Here is a 21,686-nt window from a genome sequence, read left to right as displayed (position 1 = left end):
AAATGGGAGACGTTATTGATATATATGGTTTATCACCTTTGCAAAAAGGAATACTGTTTCATACTTTATACGATCAAGATGATGAACATTCTTTTTCCTATATTGTACAAGTAGGTTTCTTGCTCGGGGGGCAATTGGATGTTGATACTTTTGAAAAGGCTTGGGAATATGTTATTAATCGACATGAGGTTTTACGTTCAGTATTTGTATGGGAGGAAGTAGAAAAGCCACTACAAGCGGTTTACCAACGTCTTCCTTTTACTATTCATCAAGAGGATTGGAGCACCTATCCACATGAGGAAAGGGTGAAGAAATTACAACAGTTTTTGAATGTAGATCGTAGAAAAGGATTTTTATTGGATGAAGCACCATTGATGAGAGTCACTGCGATTAAAGAAGCAAAAGAGGAAACGAGAATTATTTGGACACATCATCATATTTTGCTAGATGGATGGAGTGTGTCATTGGTCTTTAGTGAAGTGATGGAAGTTTATCTCAAGATGATAAAGGGAGAATTATTGACTCTTCCTAAATCTCTTCCTTATAAAAAATATATCCAGTGGATAAATAAACAAGATCAAAGTCAAGCAGAGGAATTTTGGAAAGAAGAATTAAAAGGGTTCTATGCACCTACGCCATTAGCAATGGAAAGAAAGGATCAAGGACAAGAGAAGGGCTATGGAGAGTGTGTTTATCAAGTATCTGAGAAACTTACTGAGAAGTTACAAGAGTGGGTACGAAATAGTCGATTAACGTTGAATACGTTAGTACAAGGTGCATGGGCTTATTTGATGAGTAGGTATAGCGGTGACAGTGACGTCGTATTTGGCGTAACTAGCGCTGGACGTCCTACTGATTTAATGGGAGCAGAGAATATGGTGGGGCTATTTATTAACACATTACCTACCAGAATTCGATTAACGGATAATACATCAGTAGTAGATTGGCTTCGTAAAATACAAATGAAAGAAATGGAACGAAGACAGTATGAGTATAATTCGTTGATAGATATTCAAGGCTGGAGTGAGGTTCCGCGAAATAGCTCCTTATTCCATACCTTGTATGTGTTTGAAAATTATCCAATTCAAGGTGAGAGAAATGATGATTTAAGATTACTAGATGTTACAAGCACGGAACAAACAAATTATCCTTTAACACTCATTGTAATGCCCGGTAAGAAAATTACTTTAAAGTTGATGTATGATCGAAGCTATTTTAATGAAGAAACAATAAATCTGATTCAGAATCACTTATTGCAAATATTAATTCAGATGACGAAGAGCCTAGATTCAAAACTATTTGAAATTACTCATTTAACAGAAGAAGAACAGATACAGTTACTAGAGGAATGGAATCATACTCAATTTAATTATTCGGCTGAAGGCATGATTCATACGATGTTTGAGGAGCAAGTTAAAAAAACACCGGAAGCAATCGCGGCTAGTTACGAAAATGAACAAATTACCTATAAAGAGTTGGAGAAGCGTGCAAATCAGCTAGCTCATTATCTACAAAAGCATGGTGTAGGCCCAGAGTCTCTAGTTGGGGTATATATGGAACGTTCATTACAAATGATGATAGCGTTATTAGGTATTCTAAAATCAGGAGCAGCGTATGTTCCACTTGACCCTACTTATCCAGAGAGTCGACTTCGATATATATTAGAGGATGCTGGAATCGAAGTACTAGTGACGGAAGAGAATTCTAAAAATTTGTTTGTATCTGAAAATATAGAAACGATTTGTATGAATAAAGATTACACTGCAATTGAAAAAGAAGAATCAACCCCATGTATAAGTGGTGTAACAGGAGAAAATTTAGCGTATGTTATGTATACTTCAGGATCTACAGGGAATCCAAAGGGAGTAATGATTGAGCATCATTCAGTAATTAATTATCTAGAATGGATGCAACATAAATATCCGCTTTCTGAAAAGGATGTGGTCTTGCAGAAAACGCCATTCTCATTTGATGTCTCTGTTTGGGAATTGTTTTGGGGCATTCACGTTGGTGCAAGTGTATCTTTCCTACCTCCAGGTGGAGAAAAAGATCCTTCTATTATAGCTGAAGTGATTAAACAACATCAGGTTACTATAGTTCAATTTGTACCTTCGATGTTATCTGTTTTCTTAGACCACTTCAATCATATTGAATTGAACATGAATTGTTCGTCCGTACGCCATGTATTTTCTGGTGGAGAAGAACTAAGTTCAGGGTTGGTTAGACGATTTCAACAGAAATGGAATTATAGTGGACAAGTGAAATTAACCAACTTTTATGGGCCAACTGAAGCCACTATTTATGTGAATGCATTTGATATTCAGCCTAATCAAGAATTTGTTTCTATTGGGCAGCCAATACAGAACACGCAATTATATGTATTAGACCAAAATCAACGCTTGCAATCAATAGGAATTGAGGGTGAGTTATATATTGGTGGTGCTGGTTTAGCACGTGGATACTTAAATCGTCCGAATCTTACTGCTGAAAAATTCGTTTCGCATCCATATCGATTTGGGGAACGACTATATCGAACAGGAGATTCAGTAAGATATTTAACTGATGGAAATTTAGAATTTATAGGTAGAATGGACCACCAAGTCAAAATGCGTGGTTTTAGGATTGAATTAGGAGAAATTGAAGCGACTTTAGAAAAATGTTCGTTTATTAAAGAGGCTGTCGTATTAGTTAGAGAAGATCGTCCAGGTGATCAACGATTGGTTGCATATGTAATAAGCGATGGAAATACCGAGGAGTGGAGAGAGTATTTACAAAAACAATTACCAAATCATATGATTCCAGCGCACTTTATAGAGTTAGAACACTTCCCGCTTACTCCAAATGGGAAAATTGACCGAAAGGCCTTGCCAGCACCTGATGAGCAAGCTATTGAAGATTTAAATGTGCTACCTCGGACGCCATCGGAAGAGCTTATTGCCTCGGTTTGGAGTCAAGTGTTAGGAACAGAAAATATTGGCATTCAGGATTCCTTCTTTGAACGTGGTGGGCACTCACTACTTGCTACTCAAATTGTCTCTAGATTGCAAGAAATGTTCCAAATTAAAATTCCATTACGTGAACTTTTCAAGCACGATACAGTGGAAGCATTGGCGAAACGAGTGGATCAGTTACGAAAAGAAGATAAAAAACGAGAGGTTGCTCCTCTTGTACCTATGAAACGAGAAGAAGTTATCCCACTTTCCTATGCGCAGAAACGTCTATGGTTTATTGATCAATTAATGCCAAATAGTGCTATGTACAATATTCATGCAGCGTGTCGCTTAACAGGTAAATGGTCAATTGAAGCATTGGAGGTCGGATGGAATCAATTGTTGGAGCGTCATGAATCATTAAGGACGACAATTCTAGAACAAGAGGGTGAACCTTTTCAACAGGTTCAATCTCATGTGTTCAGGCATATTCCTCAAACGAATCTAACAGATCTTTCTTTGGAAGATAGGGAAAGAGAAATGAAACGCCTTATTCAAAACGAGGCGGAGGAACCATTTCATTTTGGACAAGGTCCTCTGATTCGAACACGAATATTGAAAGTGGACAGGGAAGAATGGGTTCTCATTTGTACGATGCATCATATTATTTCAGATGGATGGTCAATGGGAATCTTACTTGAAGAATGGATGGCTTTTTATGAAGGAGCACTAACCGGAAAAACAGTGGAATTGAAGGAGTTATCTATCCAATATGCAGATTTTGTCATGTGGCAGAAGGAATGGCAAAAAGAGGAGAGTTTGAATCAGCATCTTCAATATTGGAAGGAAGAATTATCTGGGGAACTACCGGTTTTACAATTACCGATGGATCGTCCTCGACCTGCAGTTCAAACCCATCGTGGTGCAAGTCAGTCCTTAATAGTGGCGAATTCCTTACAGGAAAAGCTCAAAGATTTAAGTTTGCAAGAAGGATGCACTTTATTTATGACATTGATGGCAGCGTATCAAAGCTTCCTTTCTCGTTATACAGGACAGGACGACATTATAGTTGGAAGCCCAATCGCTAATCGAAATGTGAAAGAGATTGAGGGATTAATAGGATTCTTTGCAAATACGTTAGTTTATCGAGCTGATTTCAGTGGAAATCCGACGTTCCAAGAACTATTGTCGCAGGTAAGAAAAAAAGCGCTAAAAGCATTCGAGTATCAGGATATCCCATTTGAGAAAGTGGTAGAATCCGTAAAACCTGAACGGAATACAAGTCATTCACCAATATTCCAAACTATGTTTACTTTACAGAATACGAAACAAGAATTTCTTCAGCTATCTGAAAGACAAATGGAACTCATGAAAAGCCATGCTTCTGTTGCCAAATTTGATTTGAGTTTATTTGCTTCTGAGACGGAAGAAGGATTATCACTAACCTTTGAATATAATACTGATTTGTTTAATGATACAACCATTGAACGTATGGCAAGTCATTTTAAACATTGGTTAAATCAAATTGTCTCTCATCCAAGATGTATACTATCAGAACTGAATATGTTATCGAAAGTAGAATATAAGCAACTACTAGAGGAATGGAATGAATCAGCCGTTATAGATATAGAAGATAGTACGATTCATACAATGTTTGAAGAACAAGTGGAAAAAACACCAGAAGCAATTGCAGTAGTGTGCGAAGATGAAGAACTAACATATCGAGAGTTGGACGAACGCTCAAATCAGTTGGCACATTATTTACAAAAAAATGGTGTAACATGCGAATCATTAGTTGGGATTTGCGTTACACGTTCATCCGAGATGATTGTCGGTCTCTTAGGAATTATGAAGGCGGGAGGAGCATATGTCCCAATTGATCCAGCGTATCCGGAAAGTCGACTGCAGTACATTTTAGAAGATGCTCAAATAAAGGTACTGGTGACACAGGAAAAGTTACAACAAAAAATGGTTATACCTACATTCGTCAACGTGATTTGTATTGATCGTAATCGAGCAGAAATAGAACAAGAAGTAACTACGGTATGTACGAGTGAAGTGACGGGCGATAACTTAGCCTATATTATCTATACTTCAGGTTCCACTGGAAAACCAAAGGGAGTAATGATTGAGCACAGGAATACAGTAACAATGATTCATTGGGCGCATCACACGTATTCTCGAAAGGAATTAGCGGGAGTGTTAGCTTCAACTTCACTATCTTTTGATTTATCCGTTTTTGAAGTATTTGTTCCCTTAACGATGGGTGGTAAGGTGATTGTCGTTGAAAATGCTCTACATCTAGACAAGTTGTCTACCAAAGGTGTGACTTTGGTTAATACTGTGCCATCGGCAGCAAAGGAACTGGTTCGAGCAAACGCAATTCCTTCTTCAGTAAAGGTAATGAATTTGGCTGGAGAACCGTTACCATATCCGCTTGTTCAAGATTTATACGAGAGAAGTACGATTGAGAAGGTGTTCAACTTATATGGACCGTCTGAAGATACTACGTATTCCACGTATATGGAATTAGAAAAGGGTGTCATGTATAGGGTACCACCAATTGGTAAACCAATCTTCAATACAGAAGTATATGTATTGAGTGCTGAACAAAAAATGGTTCCAATTGGTGTAGTTGGTGAGCTGTACATTGGTGGATCAGGGTTAGCACGTGGATATTTAAAACGCCCTGACTTAACGAAAAATCGATTTATACCGCATCCGTTTAAAGAAGACGAGCGAGTATACCGGACTGGAGATCTAGTAAGGTATTTGCCGGATGGAAATTTGGAGTATGTTGGAAGAATTGATCATCAGGTGAAAATTCGTGGGTTCCGGATTGAACTAGGAGAAATCGAGGCGGTATTACAAAAGCATACATTAGTTAACGAAGCTATTGTGATGGTGCGGGAAGATTATCCTGGCGATCCACGTTTGATTGCCTATGTTGTAGGAGACGGGGATGCTCAAAAGTGGCGTGATTATCTCAAGGACCAACTACCAAATTATATGATTCCATCCTATTTTGTTGGATTAAATGCATTTCCACTCACTCCTAATGGGAAAATTGATAGGAAGGCTTTACCAGCACCAGAGAAGCAGGAGATAGCAAGTTGTTATATTGCTCCTCGTACGTCTACGGAAAAAACAATTGTTTCGATATGGCATGAAGTTTTAGGTATGGAAAACATCGGAATTCAGGATTCGTTTTTTGAAATTGGTGGACATTCATTACTTGCTACGCAAGCTGTTTCCAATCTTAAAGAGGCTTTTGGAATCGAGATACCATTGCATGATTTATTTATATTTCATACGGTGCAGCAATTGGCAGAACAGATTGATCAATTGCTCTATAACAAAAATCAAGAAATGCAGAATGATAGTAAGGAGAATGTAAGTCTTCAAGACTATATTCAAAAAGAAGCAGAAGTGAGTAATGATGAAGAATTATTAGAACTGCTTAAGCAATTAGAAGAGCTATCAGAGGAAGAAGCACATGGGATATTCGAGAGTAATTTGATTGAGGAAGGGGTAAAAAAATGAGAAGTGATTTACTTGCAAAGCTGAGTTCACTTTCTCCTGAGAAGAGAGCATGGCTTCAGAAGCAAATGCAAAAAAAGGAGAATAAAGAAGCACTCCCGTTGTCTTATGCACAACAACGTTTGTGGTTTATGGACAGATTTAACCCAAACAGTTCTTTATATAATATTCCAACCGTATGGCATCTAAAAGGAAATTGGATACCTGAAGCATTAGAGAAGGGATTCAATCGACTCATTGAACGTCATGAATCATTACGAACTGTTTTTAAAGAAATAGGAGAACAGCCTGTGCAACAAATTGTCGAATTCCTTCCTAGAGCATTACCTTTAAGGGATTACTCTCAACTTCCTCTAGAAGTAAAAGAAAAAGAGGTAGATAGTTTAATTGCGAGAGAAGCGCAAGAACCATTTGATTTAATGAATGGTCCTTTAATTCGTAATCAGCTTGTTCAATTAGAGAAGGATGAATGGTTATTACTGTGTACGATGCATCATATTATTTCTGATGCTTGGTCCATTGGTATATTCATGAATGAATTCCTTGCTTTCTATGAAGAAGAAACGGGCGGAAATCCTGCTAAATTAAGTTCATTATCTATTCAATATGCAGACTTTGCGAAGTGGCAAAAGGAGTGGTTGCAAGGTGATGTGCTAAATCGTCAGCTTACGTATTGGCAGGAAGAATTGTCTGGTGAGCTTCCTATTTTACAACTGCCAGTGGATCGACCTCGACCGGTTAAGCAGACTTACTCTGGGGCTGCGCATCACGTGATTTTTCCTTATAAATTGCTCAGTCAATTGAAGGATATAAGTCGACAAGAAGGGTCCACTTTATTTATGACTTTAATGGCCGCATACCAGAGCTTTCTCGCTCGTTATACGGGACAAAAAGATATTCTAGTTGGTAGCCCGATTGCAAATCGGAACCATAAGGGAGTAGAAGGATTAATTGGTTTCTTTGTTAATACGTTGGTTTATCGATCAGATTTGAGTGGCACCTCTACTTTTCGGGAGATTTTGAACCAAACAAAGAAAAAGGCGTTAAAAGCTTACGAATATCAAGATATACCATTTGAAAAAGTGGTAGAAGCTGTGCAACCTGAACGAAGCATGAGTCATTCCCCTATATTTCAGACCATGTTTACGCTACAGAATATAAAACAAGAACGACTAGATTTGCCTGATAGAAGTATTGAAATGGTAGAAAGTAATATGTCTATTGCTAAATTTGATTTGAGCTTAACTGCCTATGAAGTGGAAGAAGGTCTATTCGTCTCATTTGAATACAACACGGATTTATTTGATAGTAGTACCATTGCACGTATGGCAGGACATTTTGAGAACTGGCTAAATGAAATCACGTATCATCCAGATGAATCATATACAAAGCTGTTAATGTTATCGGATACTGAGCAAAAACAACTCCTAGAAGAATGGAATGATACGGACGTAGTTTATGGTCATGATTGTATGATTCATGAGCTATTTGAGCAGCAAGTTGCACGGACACCTGACGCAGTGGCGGTAGTTTATGAGGGTGGAAAGCTAACGTATCAAGAACTAAATGAAAAATCGAATCAATTGGCACATTTTCTACAAAAACGAGGTATCGGACCTGAATCATTGGTTGGTATATGTATTGAACGTTCTCCTGATATGATTATCGGTCTCTTTGGGATTTTGAAGGCAGGTGGGGCTTATGTCCCACTGGACCCAAGTTATCCTGAAAACCGCCTGAGATATATTTTGGAGAATTCACAAATTCAAGTGCTGTTAACAAAAGAGGCACTACAGGACTGGTTACCTAAAGATATTCAAGCAATTTGTTTAGACCGGGATCAAGTGATGATTTCTAAAGAGAGTAATTTAGCTCCGGTAAGTGGAGTAACAGCAAATAACTTGGCCTATATTATATACACTTCGGGTTCGACGGGAAATCCAAAGGGGGTAATGATTGAACATCATTCCGTTATCAACCGCCTACAGTGGATGCAGAAAAAATACCCATTGTCCGAGGAGGATACAATCCTACAAAAGACACCGTTTTCATTTGATGTTTCTGTATGGGAATTATTTTGGTGGTCATTTGTAGGAGCACGTGTTTGTTTACTTCCACCAGGAGGAGAGAAAGATCCTGCGGTGATTGAGGAGTATATTGAACGATATCGCGTGTCCACCATACACTTTGTTCCGTCGATGTTATCTACTTTCTTAGATTATATGGAACTATATAATTCGAAAAGGGATGTATCGTCTTTAATTCAAGTTTTTACTAGTGGAGAAGCGTTAAACACTGAGCATGTTCGCCGGTTTAAGGGGATCTTTTACAATGTTCAGCAAACAAAGTTAATTAACTTGTATGGTCCTACTGAAGCGACTGTGGATGTGACTTATTACGATTGTGATTTAGAAAAAGAAGCAATGATTATTCCGATTGGTCGTCCAATTGATAATACAGAGTTGTATGTGTTAGATCAATATCAACAAGTGGTCCCGATTGGTGTGGCAGGGGAACTTTACCTTGGAGGAGTAGGATTGGCACGTGGCTACTTCAATCGACCGGATTTAACTACTGAACGTTTTATTCCGCATCCTTTTAAGGACGGGGAACGATTATATCGAACGGGTGACTTGGTGAGATATATGAATGATCGTAACTTAGAATATATTGGAAGAATAGATAACCAAGTTAAAATTAGAGGATTCCGAATTGAATTGGGAGAAATTGAAGCAGCTTTACATGATCACTCATCTGTAAAAGAGGCAGTCGTGTTGGTGAAGGAAGAACGACCAGGAGATAAGCAGTTAGTAGCTTATGTAGTGGGTGAAGGGGATGCTGGAGAATGGCGTGAATATCTCAAGAAGCAATTACCACATTATATGGTTCCGGCATACTTTTTCCAAATTGAAGGTATGCCACTCACTCCAAATGGTAAAGTGAATCGGAAAGCATTATTGGAATTAGAAGAACAGTTCATAAGTGAAGATATTACTTCATCACGAACACCAGTGGAGGAGCTCATCGTTTCCGTTTGGAGCCAAGTGTTAGGAATAAAAAATATTAGTGTTCAGGATTCCTTTTTTGAAATCGGTGGTCATTCACTACTAGCTACTCAAGTAGTGTCACGTTTACAGAGAATTTTTCAAATCGAATTACCAGTACGTGAACTATTTGAATATACAACGGTGGAGTCACTGGCAAAGCGATTAGAACAGTTACGTAAAGGAGATAAAAAACGAGAGATTCCGCCACTAATACCAATGAAACGAGGAGAAGCTATTCCACTATCTTATGCCCAACAACGTTTATGGTTTATTGATCAATTTACACCTAATAGTGCCCTTTACAATATGCCAATGGTATGCCGTCTTACAGGGAATTGGCTACTTGAAGCATTGGAAACGGGATGGAATCAACTAATAGAACGTCATGAATCACTGCGGACGGTCTTTCAAGAGGTGAATGGTCAACCCGTACAGCAAATTGAACCGTATGCTTTTCAATCAATTCCGAAAACGGATTTAACTATGCTTTCTTCTGAAGATCAAGAAGAAGAAGTTAAACGTTTAATTCAACAAGAAACAGAAGTACCATTTGATTTAACAGAGGGTCCATTAATCAGGACAAGTATTTTGCACGTGGGAGAGGAAGAATGGATACTCCTTTGTACTCTACATCATATCATTTCAGATGGATGGTCAATGGGAATCCTACTTGAAGAATGGATGGCATTTTATGAGAAAGCAACGGATGGAAAGGTAGCGGAACTTGAACCATTACCGGTTCAATATGCCGACTTTGCTCAGTGGCAAAAAGGATGGTTAAAGGAGGAGGTGCTTGATCAACAACTCCAATATTGGAGGGAAGAATTGTCTGGGGAGCTTCCTGTACTCCAACTTCCTGTGGATCGCCCGCGTCCCGCAATACAAACTCATCACGGGTCGACATACACTATGGTTCTGCCAAGCACGCTACATGATAAATTGAATGAACTTAGTCGAAAAGAAGGGGCTACGCTCTTCATGACGCTTTTAGCTGCATATCAAAGCTTTCTATCTCGTTATACGGGACAAGAAGATATTCTGGTCGGAAGCCCAATTGCGAATCGGAATTATAGAGAAATTGAAGGACTAATTGGTTTCTTCGTTAACACGCTGGTTTATCGAGCTAATTTGAGTGGTAGACCGACATTTCAAGATGTACTGTATCAGGTTCGTCAAAAGGCATTGAAGGCGTATGAATATCAAGATATTCCATTTGAAAAAATTGTAGAAGTTGTGCAACCGGAGCGAAGTACAAGTCATTCGCCAATTTTCCAGACTATGTTCATCTTGCAAAATATGAAACAAGAGTTACCGGTGTTATCTAGTAGAAGTATTGAAATGATAGAAAGCCATAGTCCAATTGCAAAGTTTGATTTAAGTGTAATGGCAGTTGAGACGGAAGAGGGATTACTTTTTACTTTTGAGTACAATAAGGATTTATTCAATGCTACTACTATTGAACGGATGGCAGGACACTTTGAGAAATGGCTACATGAAGTTTCTCATCGCCCACAAAATCCGTTGCATGACCTGAGCATGCTATCAGAAACCGAGCGTACTTTGTTATTAGAAACATGGAATGACACTGTAATGGAAATGTCCCATCAGGGTCTTATTTGCGACAAATTTGAGGAGCAAGTAGCAAGGCGTCCTGATGCGATTGCGATAGTTGATCAAACAAAACAGTGGACTTATGGTGAATTGGATACACAAGCAAATCAGTTGGCAAATGTTTTACAGCGAAAGGGAGTAGCCCCAGAGTCAGTGGTAGGGGTTTATCTTCCGAGATCAGCTGAGCTGATGGTAAGTTTACTAGGCATTTTAAAAGCTGGTGGAGCTTATGTCGTTTTAGATCCGTTGTATCCAAAATCAAGGTTAGAATACATGATTGAAGATGCAGGAATTCAATTTGTAGTGACGGCGGAAGGACAAGACGGACATTTCGCACACGTCGAAATGGTGAGGTTAGAAGAATTAACGGTGGAAAGCGTAATCGCACCTACACGTCAAATAAATCCAGAGAACTTAGCCTATATTGTTTATACCTCTGGTTCTACAGGAAAACCGAAGGGTGTAATGGTTGAATATCGCTCATTAATGAATATGGTTTCTTGGCATCAGGAAGTTTATCATATTTCAGCAGAGGATCGTGCGACTCAGATTGCAGGGGTTGCTTTTGATTCGGCTGTCCAGGAGATCTGGCCGTATCTAACTGCTGGCGCAGCACTCTACTTGTCAACAGAGGAACTGAGAATTAATCCAGAAGCACTAAGGGACTGGCTCATTGATTCACGAATAACAGCTAGCTTTGCACCTACGCCTATTCTGGAAAGGCTCTTGAAATTATCTTGGCCAGATAAAACGGATCTTCGTTTTATCATTACTGGTGGGGATCAATTAACGCAGTACCCATCTAACGATATTCCTTTTGCGGTAATTAATCAGTATGGTCCATCGGAAAATACCGTTGTTACCACAGATTGTTATGTACCTGTAGGAGTGACAACAGGTACGCCATCGATTGGTCGACCGATTGCAAATACAGAAGTTTATGTGTTAGATTCTCATCTTCAGCTAGTACCAATTGGCGTAATTGGAGATCTCTATATTGGAGGGAAGAGTCTTGCACGTGGATATGCTAATCGTCCGGATCTTACAAAGGAAAAATTTATTCCACATCCTTTCAAGTCAGGAGAACGTCTCTATTATACAGGAGACAAAGCAAGTTATCTTTCTGATGGTAATCTCCAGTTCCATGGACGTATAGATGACCAAGTAAAAATTCGTGGTTTCCGGATTGAATTGGGAGAAATAGAAGCTGTTTTGCAGGCACATTCTTCTGTGAAAGAAGCAGTTGTATTGGTACGAGAGGATAATCAAGGTGATAAGAGATTAGTAGCTTATGTAGTTGGTGAAGGAAGTGTCCATGAATGGCGAGAACATCTACAAACACATTTACCAAATTACATGGTTCCAACAAACTTTATTGAGATGGAATTTTTACCACTTACACCGAATGGAAAACTTGATTTGAAGGCATTGCCTATACTTAGTGAACAATCCGCTGAAAATACTGTATACCCAAGAACTCCGCTGGAAGAACTTATCGCTTCAGTGTGGAGTCAAGTGCTAGGAATAGGAGACATTGGTGTTCAGGATTCTTTCTTTGAGCTTGGTGGTCACTCTCTACTTGCTACACAAGTGGTCTCACGCTTACAGGAAGTCTTTCAAATCAAATTGCCAGTACGTGAACTGTTCGAATATTCAACGATCGAGGCATTAGCGAAACGAATGGATCAGTTACGTAAGGGGAATGAAAAACGAGAAATTCCACCATTGGTGCCGATGGAACGTGGAAATAATATTCCACTATCTTATGCCCAACAGCGCTTATGGTTTATTGATCAATTTGCACCTAATAGTGCACTTTATAATATGCCAATGGTATGCCGTCTTACAGGGAATTGGTTACCTGAGGCATTGGAGTTGGGATGGAATCAGTTGATAGAGCGTCATGAATCTTTGCGGACTGTATTTTATGAAGAGGATGGCCATCCTGTGCAGCAGATTCAACCGTACGTTTTTCGTCCGCTTCTGCAAATGGACTTAACTAAGCTTTCATTAGAGGAGCGAGAAAGAAAGTTGGAGCAATGGATTCAAACTGAAGTCGAATCTCCATTTGATTTAGAACAAGGGCCATTATTCCGTGGGAAACTCATAAGAATTTCAGAAGAAGAATGGGTTCTTCTGTGTAATATGCATCATATTATCTCGGATGGGTGGTCGATGGAAATCTTGCTTCAAGAATGGATGGCATTTTATGAGAATGCGATTGGTGAAAAACAAGCAGAGCTGCAACCACTACCAGTTCAATATGCCGATTTTGCTCAGTGGCAAAGAGACTGGTTGAAAGATGAAGTACTATATCAACAGCTTGCATATTGGAAGGAAGAATTATCTGGTGAGTTACCAGTCTTAATGTTGCCAATGGATCGTGCGCGTCCGCCAGTGCAAACCCATCATGGATTAACTCATAATGTTTTGTTGTCACGCTCATTACTGGATAAATTAAACGAACTAAGTCGTCAAGAAGGGGCCACACTTTTCATGACCTTATTGGCATCGTATCAAAGTTTCCTTGCTCGTTATACGGGACAAACGGATATTATTGTTGGTAGCCCAATTGCAAATCGAAATTATCGAGAAATTGAGGGGCTAATTGGTTTCTTTGTCAACACTTTGGTTTATCGAGCTGATTTAAGTAATGCACCGGCATTTCAAGAGTTGTTATCTCAAGTACGGATAAAAGCATTGAAGGCGTATGAGTATCAAGATGTTCCGTTTGAGAAAATTGTAGAGGTTATCCAACCTGAACGAAATACAAGCCATTCTCCGATTTTTCAAACCATGTTTACTTTGCAAAATACGGGACAGAAGCTACCAGAACTACATGGAAGAAATATAGAAGTAATGGAAAGTAATGCTCCGATCGCTAAGTTTGATTTAAGTTTAACTGCTGCAGAAGTGGAAGAGGGTTTATTACTTACTTTTGTTTATAGAACTGATTTATTTGACAGCTTAACTATTGAATCCATGGCTGAACATTTTGGGAACTGGTTGAATGTAATCGTGGAGAATCCTGATAAATCATTAGCTAAGTTGCCTATATTATCAGGATTACAGCAAAAACAGTTGGAGGAGTGGAATAATAATACTGTAGCATATCCACAGGAAAGTACGATTCATCAGCTGTTTGAAGAGCGAGTAAATCGTACACCTGATGCGGTAGCAGTGGTAGATGAAAAACAGCAGTTAACATATCGAGAGCTGAATGAAAAAGCTAATCAATTGGCCCACTATCTTCAGCAATGCGGAATTGGGACTGAATCATTAGTTGGAATTTGCTTTAAGCGTTCAGTTGAGATGATTGTTAGTATTATGGGGATCTGGAAGGCTGGAGCAGCCTATGTTCCATTGGATCCATCATATCCAGAAAGTCGCCTACGATATATTTTGGAGGACACTGGAATTCAAGTATTAGTTACGAACGAGTCATTGGAAGATTGGATACCTAAAGAAATCAAGATAGTTTGTCTAGACAGGGATCAAATAATGATTTCACAAGAAAGCATTCTTTCACCAAAATGTGAAGTAACAGGAGAAGACTTAGCGTATGTTATCTATACTTCAGGATCAACGGGGAATCCAAAGGGTGTCTCGATACAGCATCATTCTGTACTAAACTTGTCGTATGGTTTACAAAAAGAGGTTTTCGAACATGAGATACCATCTAACATGCATGTCGGTTTAAATGCGTCAATTGCCTTTGATGCATCTATCCAGCAATTACAAATGCTGCTTTATGGTTCAAGTTTGTATATTATTCCAAGCGAAGTACGAAGTGATCCGGAGCAGTTTGTAGCTTATATTAGGGAGAACAAGTTAGAAATCTTTGATATAACACCTTCATTGCTTCAATTACTTATAGATGTCGGATTGTTAGAAACGTGCGATGGCGTTCATGTTCCAAGTAAGGTACTGGTTGGTGGTGAAGCAATTATGCCGTCATTATGGGAACAGCTAGTAGAGACTGATAAAATCCAGTTTTATAATGTATATGGTCCTACAGAATGTACGGTTGATGCAACATGCTATCATATCAAGAAAGGTAGTAAGAGAGTAACAATTGGACGTCCATTGCCTAACATCCAAACTTATGTATTAGATAGAAATAGGTTGCCAGTTCCAGTTGGTGTAATGGGGGAACTTTATATCGGAGGAGCAGGTCTAGCAAGGGGGTACTTGAATCGTCCAGAGTTAACATCCGAACGATTTATTTCTCATCCATTCAAAGAAGGCGAGAGGTTATATAGAACGGGTGATCTAGTGAGATATCTTCCTGATGGTAATATAGACTACTTAGGAAGAATGGATAATCAAGTGAAGATTAGAGGATTTCGAATTGAACTTGGAGAGATTGAGTCGACTTTACAAGAGCATGACTTAGTAAAAGAGGCAGTTGTAATGGTTAGGGAAAATCAGTCGGGAGATAAGAGGCTGGTAGCTTATGTAGTGGGCGAAGGCAGTTTAGAAGAATGGCGAGAGTATCTTAAAACAAAACTGCCAATCCATATGATACCTTCCTACTTTGTCGAAATGAAAGAATTACCGCTAACCATAAATGGAAAGATTGATCGGAAATCGTTACCTATACCAGATTATCAAGGAACACAAGAAGGATACGTGGCCCCAAGAAATGAACGTGAACATAAGCTTTCTATCATTTGGGAACGTGTGCTAGGTTCAAAACGTATTGGTATGAATGATAACTTCTTTGAAATTGGTGGAGATTCAATTCTTAGCATTCAGATTGTCTCGCGCGCGAAGCAAGTTGGTTTACAATTGACACCAAAACAAATATTTGAACACCAAACAATTGCTGAGTTGGCGCAAGTAGTCAAAGAAGAACAAGGTGTACAAGCTGAACAGGGAATTATAACTGGAGAGACGATACTTACACCTATTCAGCAAAGGTTTTTTGCACAAAATCATCCTAACCCACATCATTGGAATCAATCCATGTTCTTTAGAACGAAAGAGAAATTGGACATAGGATCACTGGAAAAGGCGGCAGGTAACCTTCTACTTCATCATGATGCTCTGCGTTTAAGATATGAACGTTTACCTAATGGGGTTTGGAAACAGTGGAATGAAGGAATAGAAGAACAATTGATGCTTACTGTCATTTCATTAGACGAAGTGCCGGAAGCTGATTGGCATCAGGTTATTCAAAAAGAGATTAATATTGCACAAGAAAGTTTGAATTTACATGATGGTCCGCTAATGAGAATGGTGTATTTTGATGAAGGTGAGCACGCTGGCCGATTATTTTGGACAATTCATCATTTAGCCGTGGATGGTGTTTCTTGGCGAATTTTATTGGAAGATTTGCAAACAGCATATACGCAAGTAGTCCAAGGGCAGAAAATTCAATTACCTATGAAGAGTACATCTTTTAAAGAATGGTCGGAGAAATTACATCATTACGCTGAAACTGGCCTATCAAAAGAAGTGCTACATTACTGGGAGGAGCAGGCTGAACAAGACGTAGTTAAATTGCCGGTAGATGGTACTATAAGTAATCCAGTAAGCGCAGTAACTGAGGAAATTACTGTGGTGTTAAATGAGAATGAGACCCGTATGTTATTGCAAGAGACTTTAAGCACTCACCGTGTCCAAATCAATGAAGTATTATTAGCAGCATTAGTACAAGCTACGGCAGCATGTACGGGGCAGCCGATATTGAGCGTAGATTTAGAGGGACATGGTCGAGAAGAGATTATTGAAGATGTTGATTTATCGAGAACTGTGGGATGGTTTACAAGTATTTACCCAGTTCATTTAAATATTACTAGTGCTAATACGCCAATTGAAGCATTAAAAGCAGTTAAAGAACAAGTTCGCAAAATTCCTAATAAGGGTGTTGATTATGGGGTGTTGCGTTACATGAACGCAACAATGTGTGAGCAATTAAGCTCCCAATATACACCGTCTATTAGTTTTAACTATCTTGGACAATTTGACCAAATGTTTTCTAGCGATGCAATGTTTATTCCGGAGAACGAATTTAAGCGTTTAGATCATGCTGCCGGTTCCAAGCGATCGCATGTAATTGATGTAATTGGGGTTGTAACGGATGGAAAACTTCAGTTCACTTGGGTATACAATGTTGGACAATTTGCCAAATCAACGATTCAAAGTATTGCACAGAATATGCTATATCAACTGAGTACATTGATTCAATTTTCAGATAGAGAATCTGCACTGACCATTTCGGATTTTGCAATGGCTAATCTTAGCCAAGAAGGTTTGACAAATGTACTAAACAAAATGCATCGCGGAAAGAACAATCAGATTACTGATTTATATCCACTATCACCTTTGCAAGAAGGTATGATTTTCCACACATTGCATGACCAAGGGGATGAACATGTTGCACCGTATATAGTGCAATTGAGTTTTATGATTCGAGGAAAAATGAATATTCCTACATTTGAGCAGGCGTGGAAATCTGTAATTCAGCGGCATGAAATTTTTCGTACAGGATTTGTATGGGACGAAATTGAAGAACCTGTACAAGTGGTGTATGAAAATATCCCATTTAAAGTGAATAAAGAAGACTGGCGTACAATGACAAGTGAAGAGATAGAGGAAAAAAGAAAAGTCTTTTTGGCATTAGATCGAAAACAAGCCTTCCAATTTGATGAAGCACCATTGATGCGGGTAACAGTCATTCAAGAAGGTGAGGAAGAATATCGGATTGTTTGGACCCATCACCATATTTTACTGGATGGATGGAGTTTACCATTAGTATTTAATGAATTACTTACAGTCTATCAGAAGAGAATGAATGGAGAAGCTGTGAAGTTACCTAAGTCCTCACCATATAAGAAATATATCCAATGGTTAAGAGAGCAAGATAAGGAGCAGGCGGAACAATTCTGGAGAGAGAAGCTAAAAGGTTTTACTGCGCCAACTTTGCTGGGCTTAGAAAGTAAAGAGGAAGAAAAAGGTTACACAGAGAAGGTTACGTATTTATCAGAAGAGCAGACTCAAGCGTTACAAGGATGGGCGAAACGCAATAAACTTACTTTGAGTACAGTAATTCAAGGTGCATGGGCATATCTCATGAGCCGATATAGTGGAGAAAATGACATTGTTTTTGGTGTAACAAGCTCAGGGCGTTCTACGGAGATTATTGATGTTGAAAACATCGTAGGTCCTTTCATTACAACGTCACCGACGCGAATTCAATTGATGGATGATATAAAATTAATAGATTGGTTGCAGAAGATACAAGAGGAAGAGATAGAAAGAAGACAATATGAGTATGCTTCTTTGACAGAGATTCAGGGGTGGAGTGAAGTTCCTAGAGGAATACCGCTGTTCAATAGTTTATATGTGTTTGAAAATTATCCAGTGAAAGAGGAGTCTTTAGAAAATCTGGAAATTGGTGAATTGGAAGGGGTAGAACAAACCCACTACCCATTAGGGTTAGCTGTAGTTCCAGGAATCCAGTTATCGTTAAAGTTAATGTATGACCGTAGTAAGTTTAATAGAGTAACCATTGAACGAATGCTGGGTCATTTACACAAAGTGTTAATGCAAATGCTCAAAAACATTGATCAAAATCTATCGGAGCTAGTATATATTACGGAAGCTGAACAAAGAAAGCTATTGGAAGAATGGAATAATAATACTATATCCTATCCACGTGAGAATGCAATTCATCAACTATTCGAAGAGCAAGTAAATCGTACGCCTGACGCGTTGGCAGTGGTAGATGAAAAACAGCAACTAACATATCGAGAGCTGAATGAAAGAGCTAATCAATTAGCCCATCATTTACAGAAATGTGGAATTGGGACAGAGTCATTAGTTGGCCTCTGCTTTGAGCGTTCAGTTGAGATGGTTGTTGGTCTCATGGGAATTTGGAAGGCTGGAGCAGCCTATGTTCCATTAGATCCATCGAATCCGGAAAGCCGCCTACAATATATTTTAGAAGACACAGGAATTAAAGTGTTAGTTACAAATGAAGTATTACTAGGCTGGATTCCTAAAGACATTAAGACAGTTTGCCTAGATAGGGACCAAGCAATGCTTTCTCAAGAAAGCAAACTTTCACCAATATGTGAGGTAACAGGGGAAAACTTAGCGTATGTTATCTACACTTCTGGTTCGACAGGGAATCCAAAGGGAGCTTTAGTACAGCACCATTCTGTAATAAACCTATCATATGGTTTACAAAAAGAAGTTTTCTCACATGAGATACCTAGTAATATGCGCGTTGGTTTGAATGCATCAATTGCCTTTGATGTATCTATTCAGCAATTACAAATGCTGCTTTATGGTTCAAGTTTATATATTATTCCAAGTGAAGTTCGCACTAATCCAGAACAATTTGTGTCCTATATTAGGGAGAATAAATTGGAAATGTTTGATATGACACCTTCATTACTTCAATTACTAATAGATGGAGGATTGCTAGAAATAAGTGCTGATGTTCATGTACCAAGCAAGATATTGGTCGGTGGTGAAGCAATCATGCCGTCATTATGGGAACAGCTAGTAGAGACTGAAAAGATTGATTTTTATAACGTATACGGTCCTACAGAATGTACAGTTGATGCAACATGCTATCATATCAAAAAAGATAGTAAGAGAGTAACAATTGGACGTCCATTGCCGAACGTTCAAACTTATGTATTGGATAAAAATTTGTTACCTGTTCCAGTTGGTGTAACAGGTGAGCTATATATTGGGGGTGCAGGTATAGCGAGAGAATACTTGAATCGCCCAGAATTAACAGCAGAGCGATTCATCTGTCATCCATTTAATGAAGAAGAGCGTTTATATCGTACGGGAGATTTGGTTCGTTATTTACCTGATGGTAATTTAGATTACTTGAGAAGAATTGATAATCAAGTGAAAATTAGGGGCTTTCGTATTGAACTTGAAGAGATTGAAGCGAGTATAGAGAGGCATCCATTGGTAAAAGAAGCAGTAGTTTTGGCAACAGAGGATAAATTAGGAGAGCAGAGATTGGTTGCTTATGTAGTTGGAGATGGTAGTATGCATGAGTGGCGTGAGTATCTCAAGACACAAGTACCAAATTATATGGTTCCCGCACACTTTATTAAGGTAGACGAGATTCCTCTTACAACGAATGGCAAAGTTGATCGAAAGGCATTGAACAATTTAACTATTCATAGAGAAAATAACTTCTCTACACCAATCATTCCAAGGGATGAAATTGAATATCAGTTGATTAAAATCTGGCAGGATGTGTTACAGATAGAAGATGTCTATGTAAATGATGATTTCTTTAATAGAGGAGGACACTCTCTCCTTGTAATTAAATTAGTTTCAAAAATTAGGGAGAAGTTTGGAAAAGAGATTAAGGTGTCTACATTGATTAAGAATCCAACAGTGGAAGGAATCGCATGCCTTATTCGTGATAAGCATGATATGACGAAATCAGTAGCAGCGCTAGTTTCACTACAAGAATCAGAGAAAAGACCTTTCTTCTGCGTTCATCCGTTTATGGGGAATGTATTCTGTTACATTCAACTAGCAAGATTGCTTAAGAGCCATTGTTCATTTTATGGTTTACAGAATCCTCTTATAGAAAAGAAAGAAATTGACGAGTTAACTTTGCCGGAAGTAATTCAACTTTACATCGAAGAAATAAAACGTGTTCAGCCAGAAGGTCCATATCGTCTTGGAGGATGGTCTTTAGGCGGTGCGATTGCTTATGAAATCGCAACTGTACTAAGGAGTCAAGGTGAGGAAGTTGAGTTGTTGGTACTAATGGATACAAAAGTACCTTCAGAGCAGGATCATAAAACAAGGGAGGATATGCTCTCATATATATATGAGCATTTCATTCCTAGAGATTTTACTGAGCAGGAAGAAGGCCTCATCCATAAACAAGATATGCTTGTAGAGCGATTAATTATGGAAGGAGTACTCCCGCCTGATGCAGATCTTATCAATTTGAAGCAAGTTATCAATGCTCATAGGAAATGCCTGAATATAATGGCAGAGCATGATTTAATACCATACTCTGGAGAAGTTCTCTACTTTAGTGCTGAGGAAGGAAAAGAGTTGTTTACAGAATGGGGACCTTTATTAAAAGGTAGAGTAAATAAGTATTCAGTCCCTGGATCACATGAGGAAATAGTAGACTTCCCCGCAGTTGAAAAGATAGCTAAGTACCTATTAAATGAATTTGAAGGGATAAAAGAAACATCCCTTTCATTAACTGAAAAGTAGAGAGTGCAAAAGATGCAACGCTATGAACGAAAAGGGCAGCCCAATAACTGCAAATAAAGTGTAGGCAATAATGAATATATCAAGAGTATTACTTTTTAAGAGGATAATGTAAAAAGTAATTGGTAGAGACATAGAAATCTTTGTAATAGAAGCGAATGCCTGATGATATTACTGAGGAAAGGTGCATATTTTCATTGATATGTAAATATGCACCTTTTCTATTGTATTTGCAATTTAATAAAGTTAATTTGAATTTATGTAACGCACATATATGAAGCCATCTTTTAAAAAAGGAAGTGATTTATCATACACATTCAAGCTGTGAAAATACCAA

2 protein-coding genes are annotated in these 21,686 nt (G+C 38.6%); both read left to right on the top strand.

The features are described from left to right. The first annotated feature begins 2 nt into the window (after positions 1-2). Positions 3-6,473: a non-ribosomal peptide synthetase gene (locus tag AU379_RS11665; RefSeq protein WP_000503043.1), complete on the top strand. Its 6,471-nt coding sequence runs from the start codon at positions 3-5 to the stop codon at positions 6,471-6,473. Next, the gene (locus AU379_RS11660) at positions 6,470-21,352 is read left to right on the top strand and encodes a non-ribosomal peptide synthetase (RefSeq protein WP_061139284.1); all 14,883 of its coding nucleotides are present in this window, start codon (positions 6,470-6,472) and stop codon (positions 21,350-21,352) included. The genes AU379_RS11665 and AU379_RS11660 overlap by 4 nt, the downstream gene beginning before the upstream one ends. The last annotated feature ends 334 nt before the right edge of the window (positions 21,353-21,686 follow it).

Source organism: Bacillus sp. JH7 (genome assembly GCF_001563515.1).
Taxonomy (GTDB): domain Bacteria; phylum Bacillota; class Bacilli; order Bacillales; family Bacillaceae_G; genus Bacillus_A; species Bacillus_A cereus.
The sequence above is the reverse complement of the archived record's forward strand: the minus strand, read 5'-3'. Positions and strand labels throughout refer to the sequence as shown.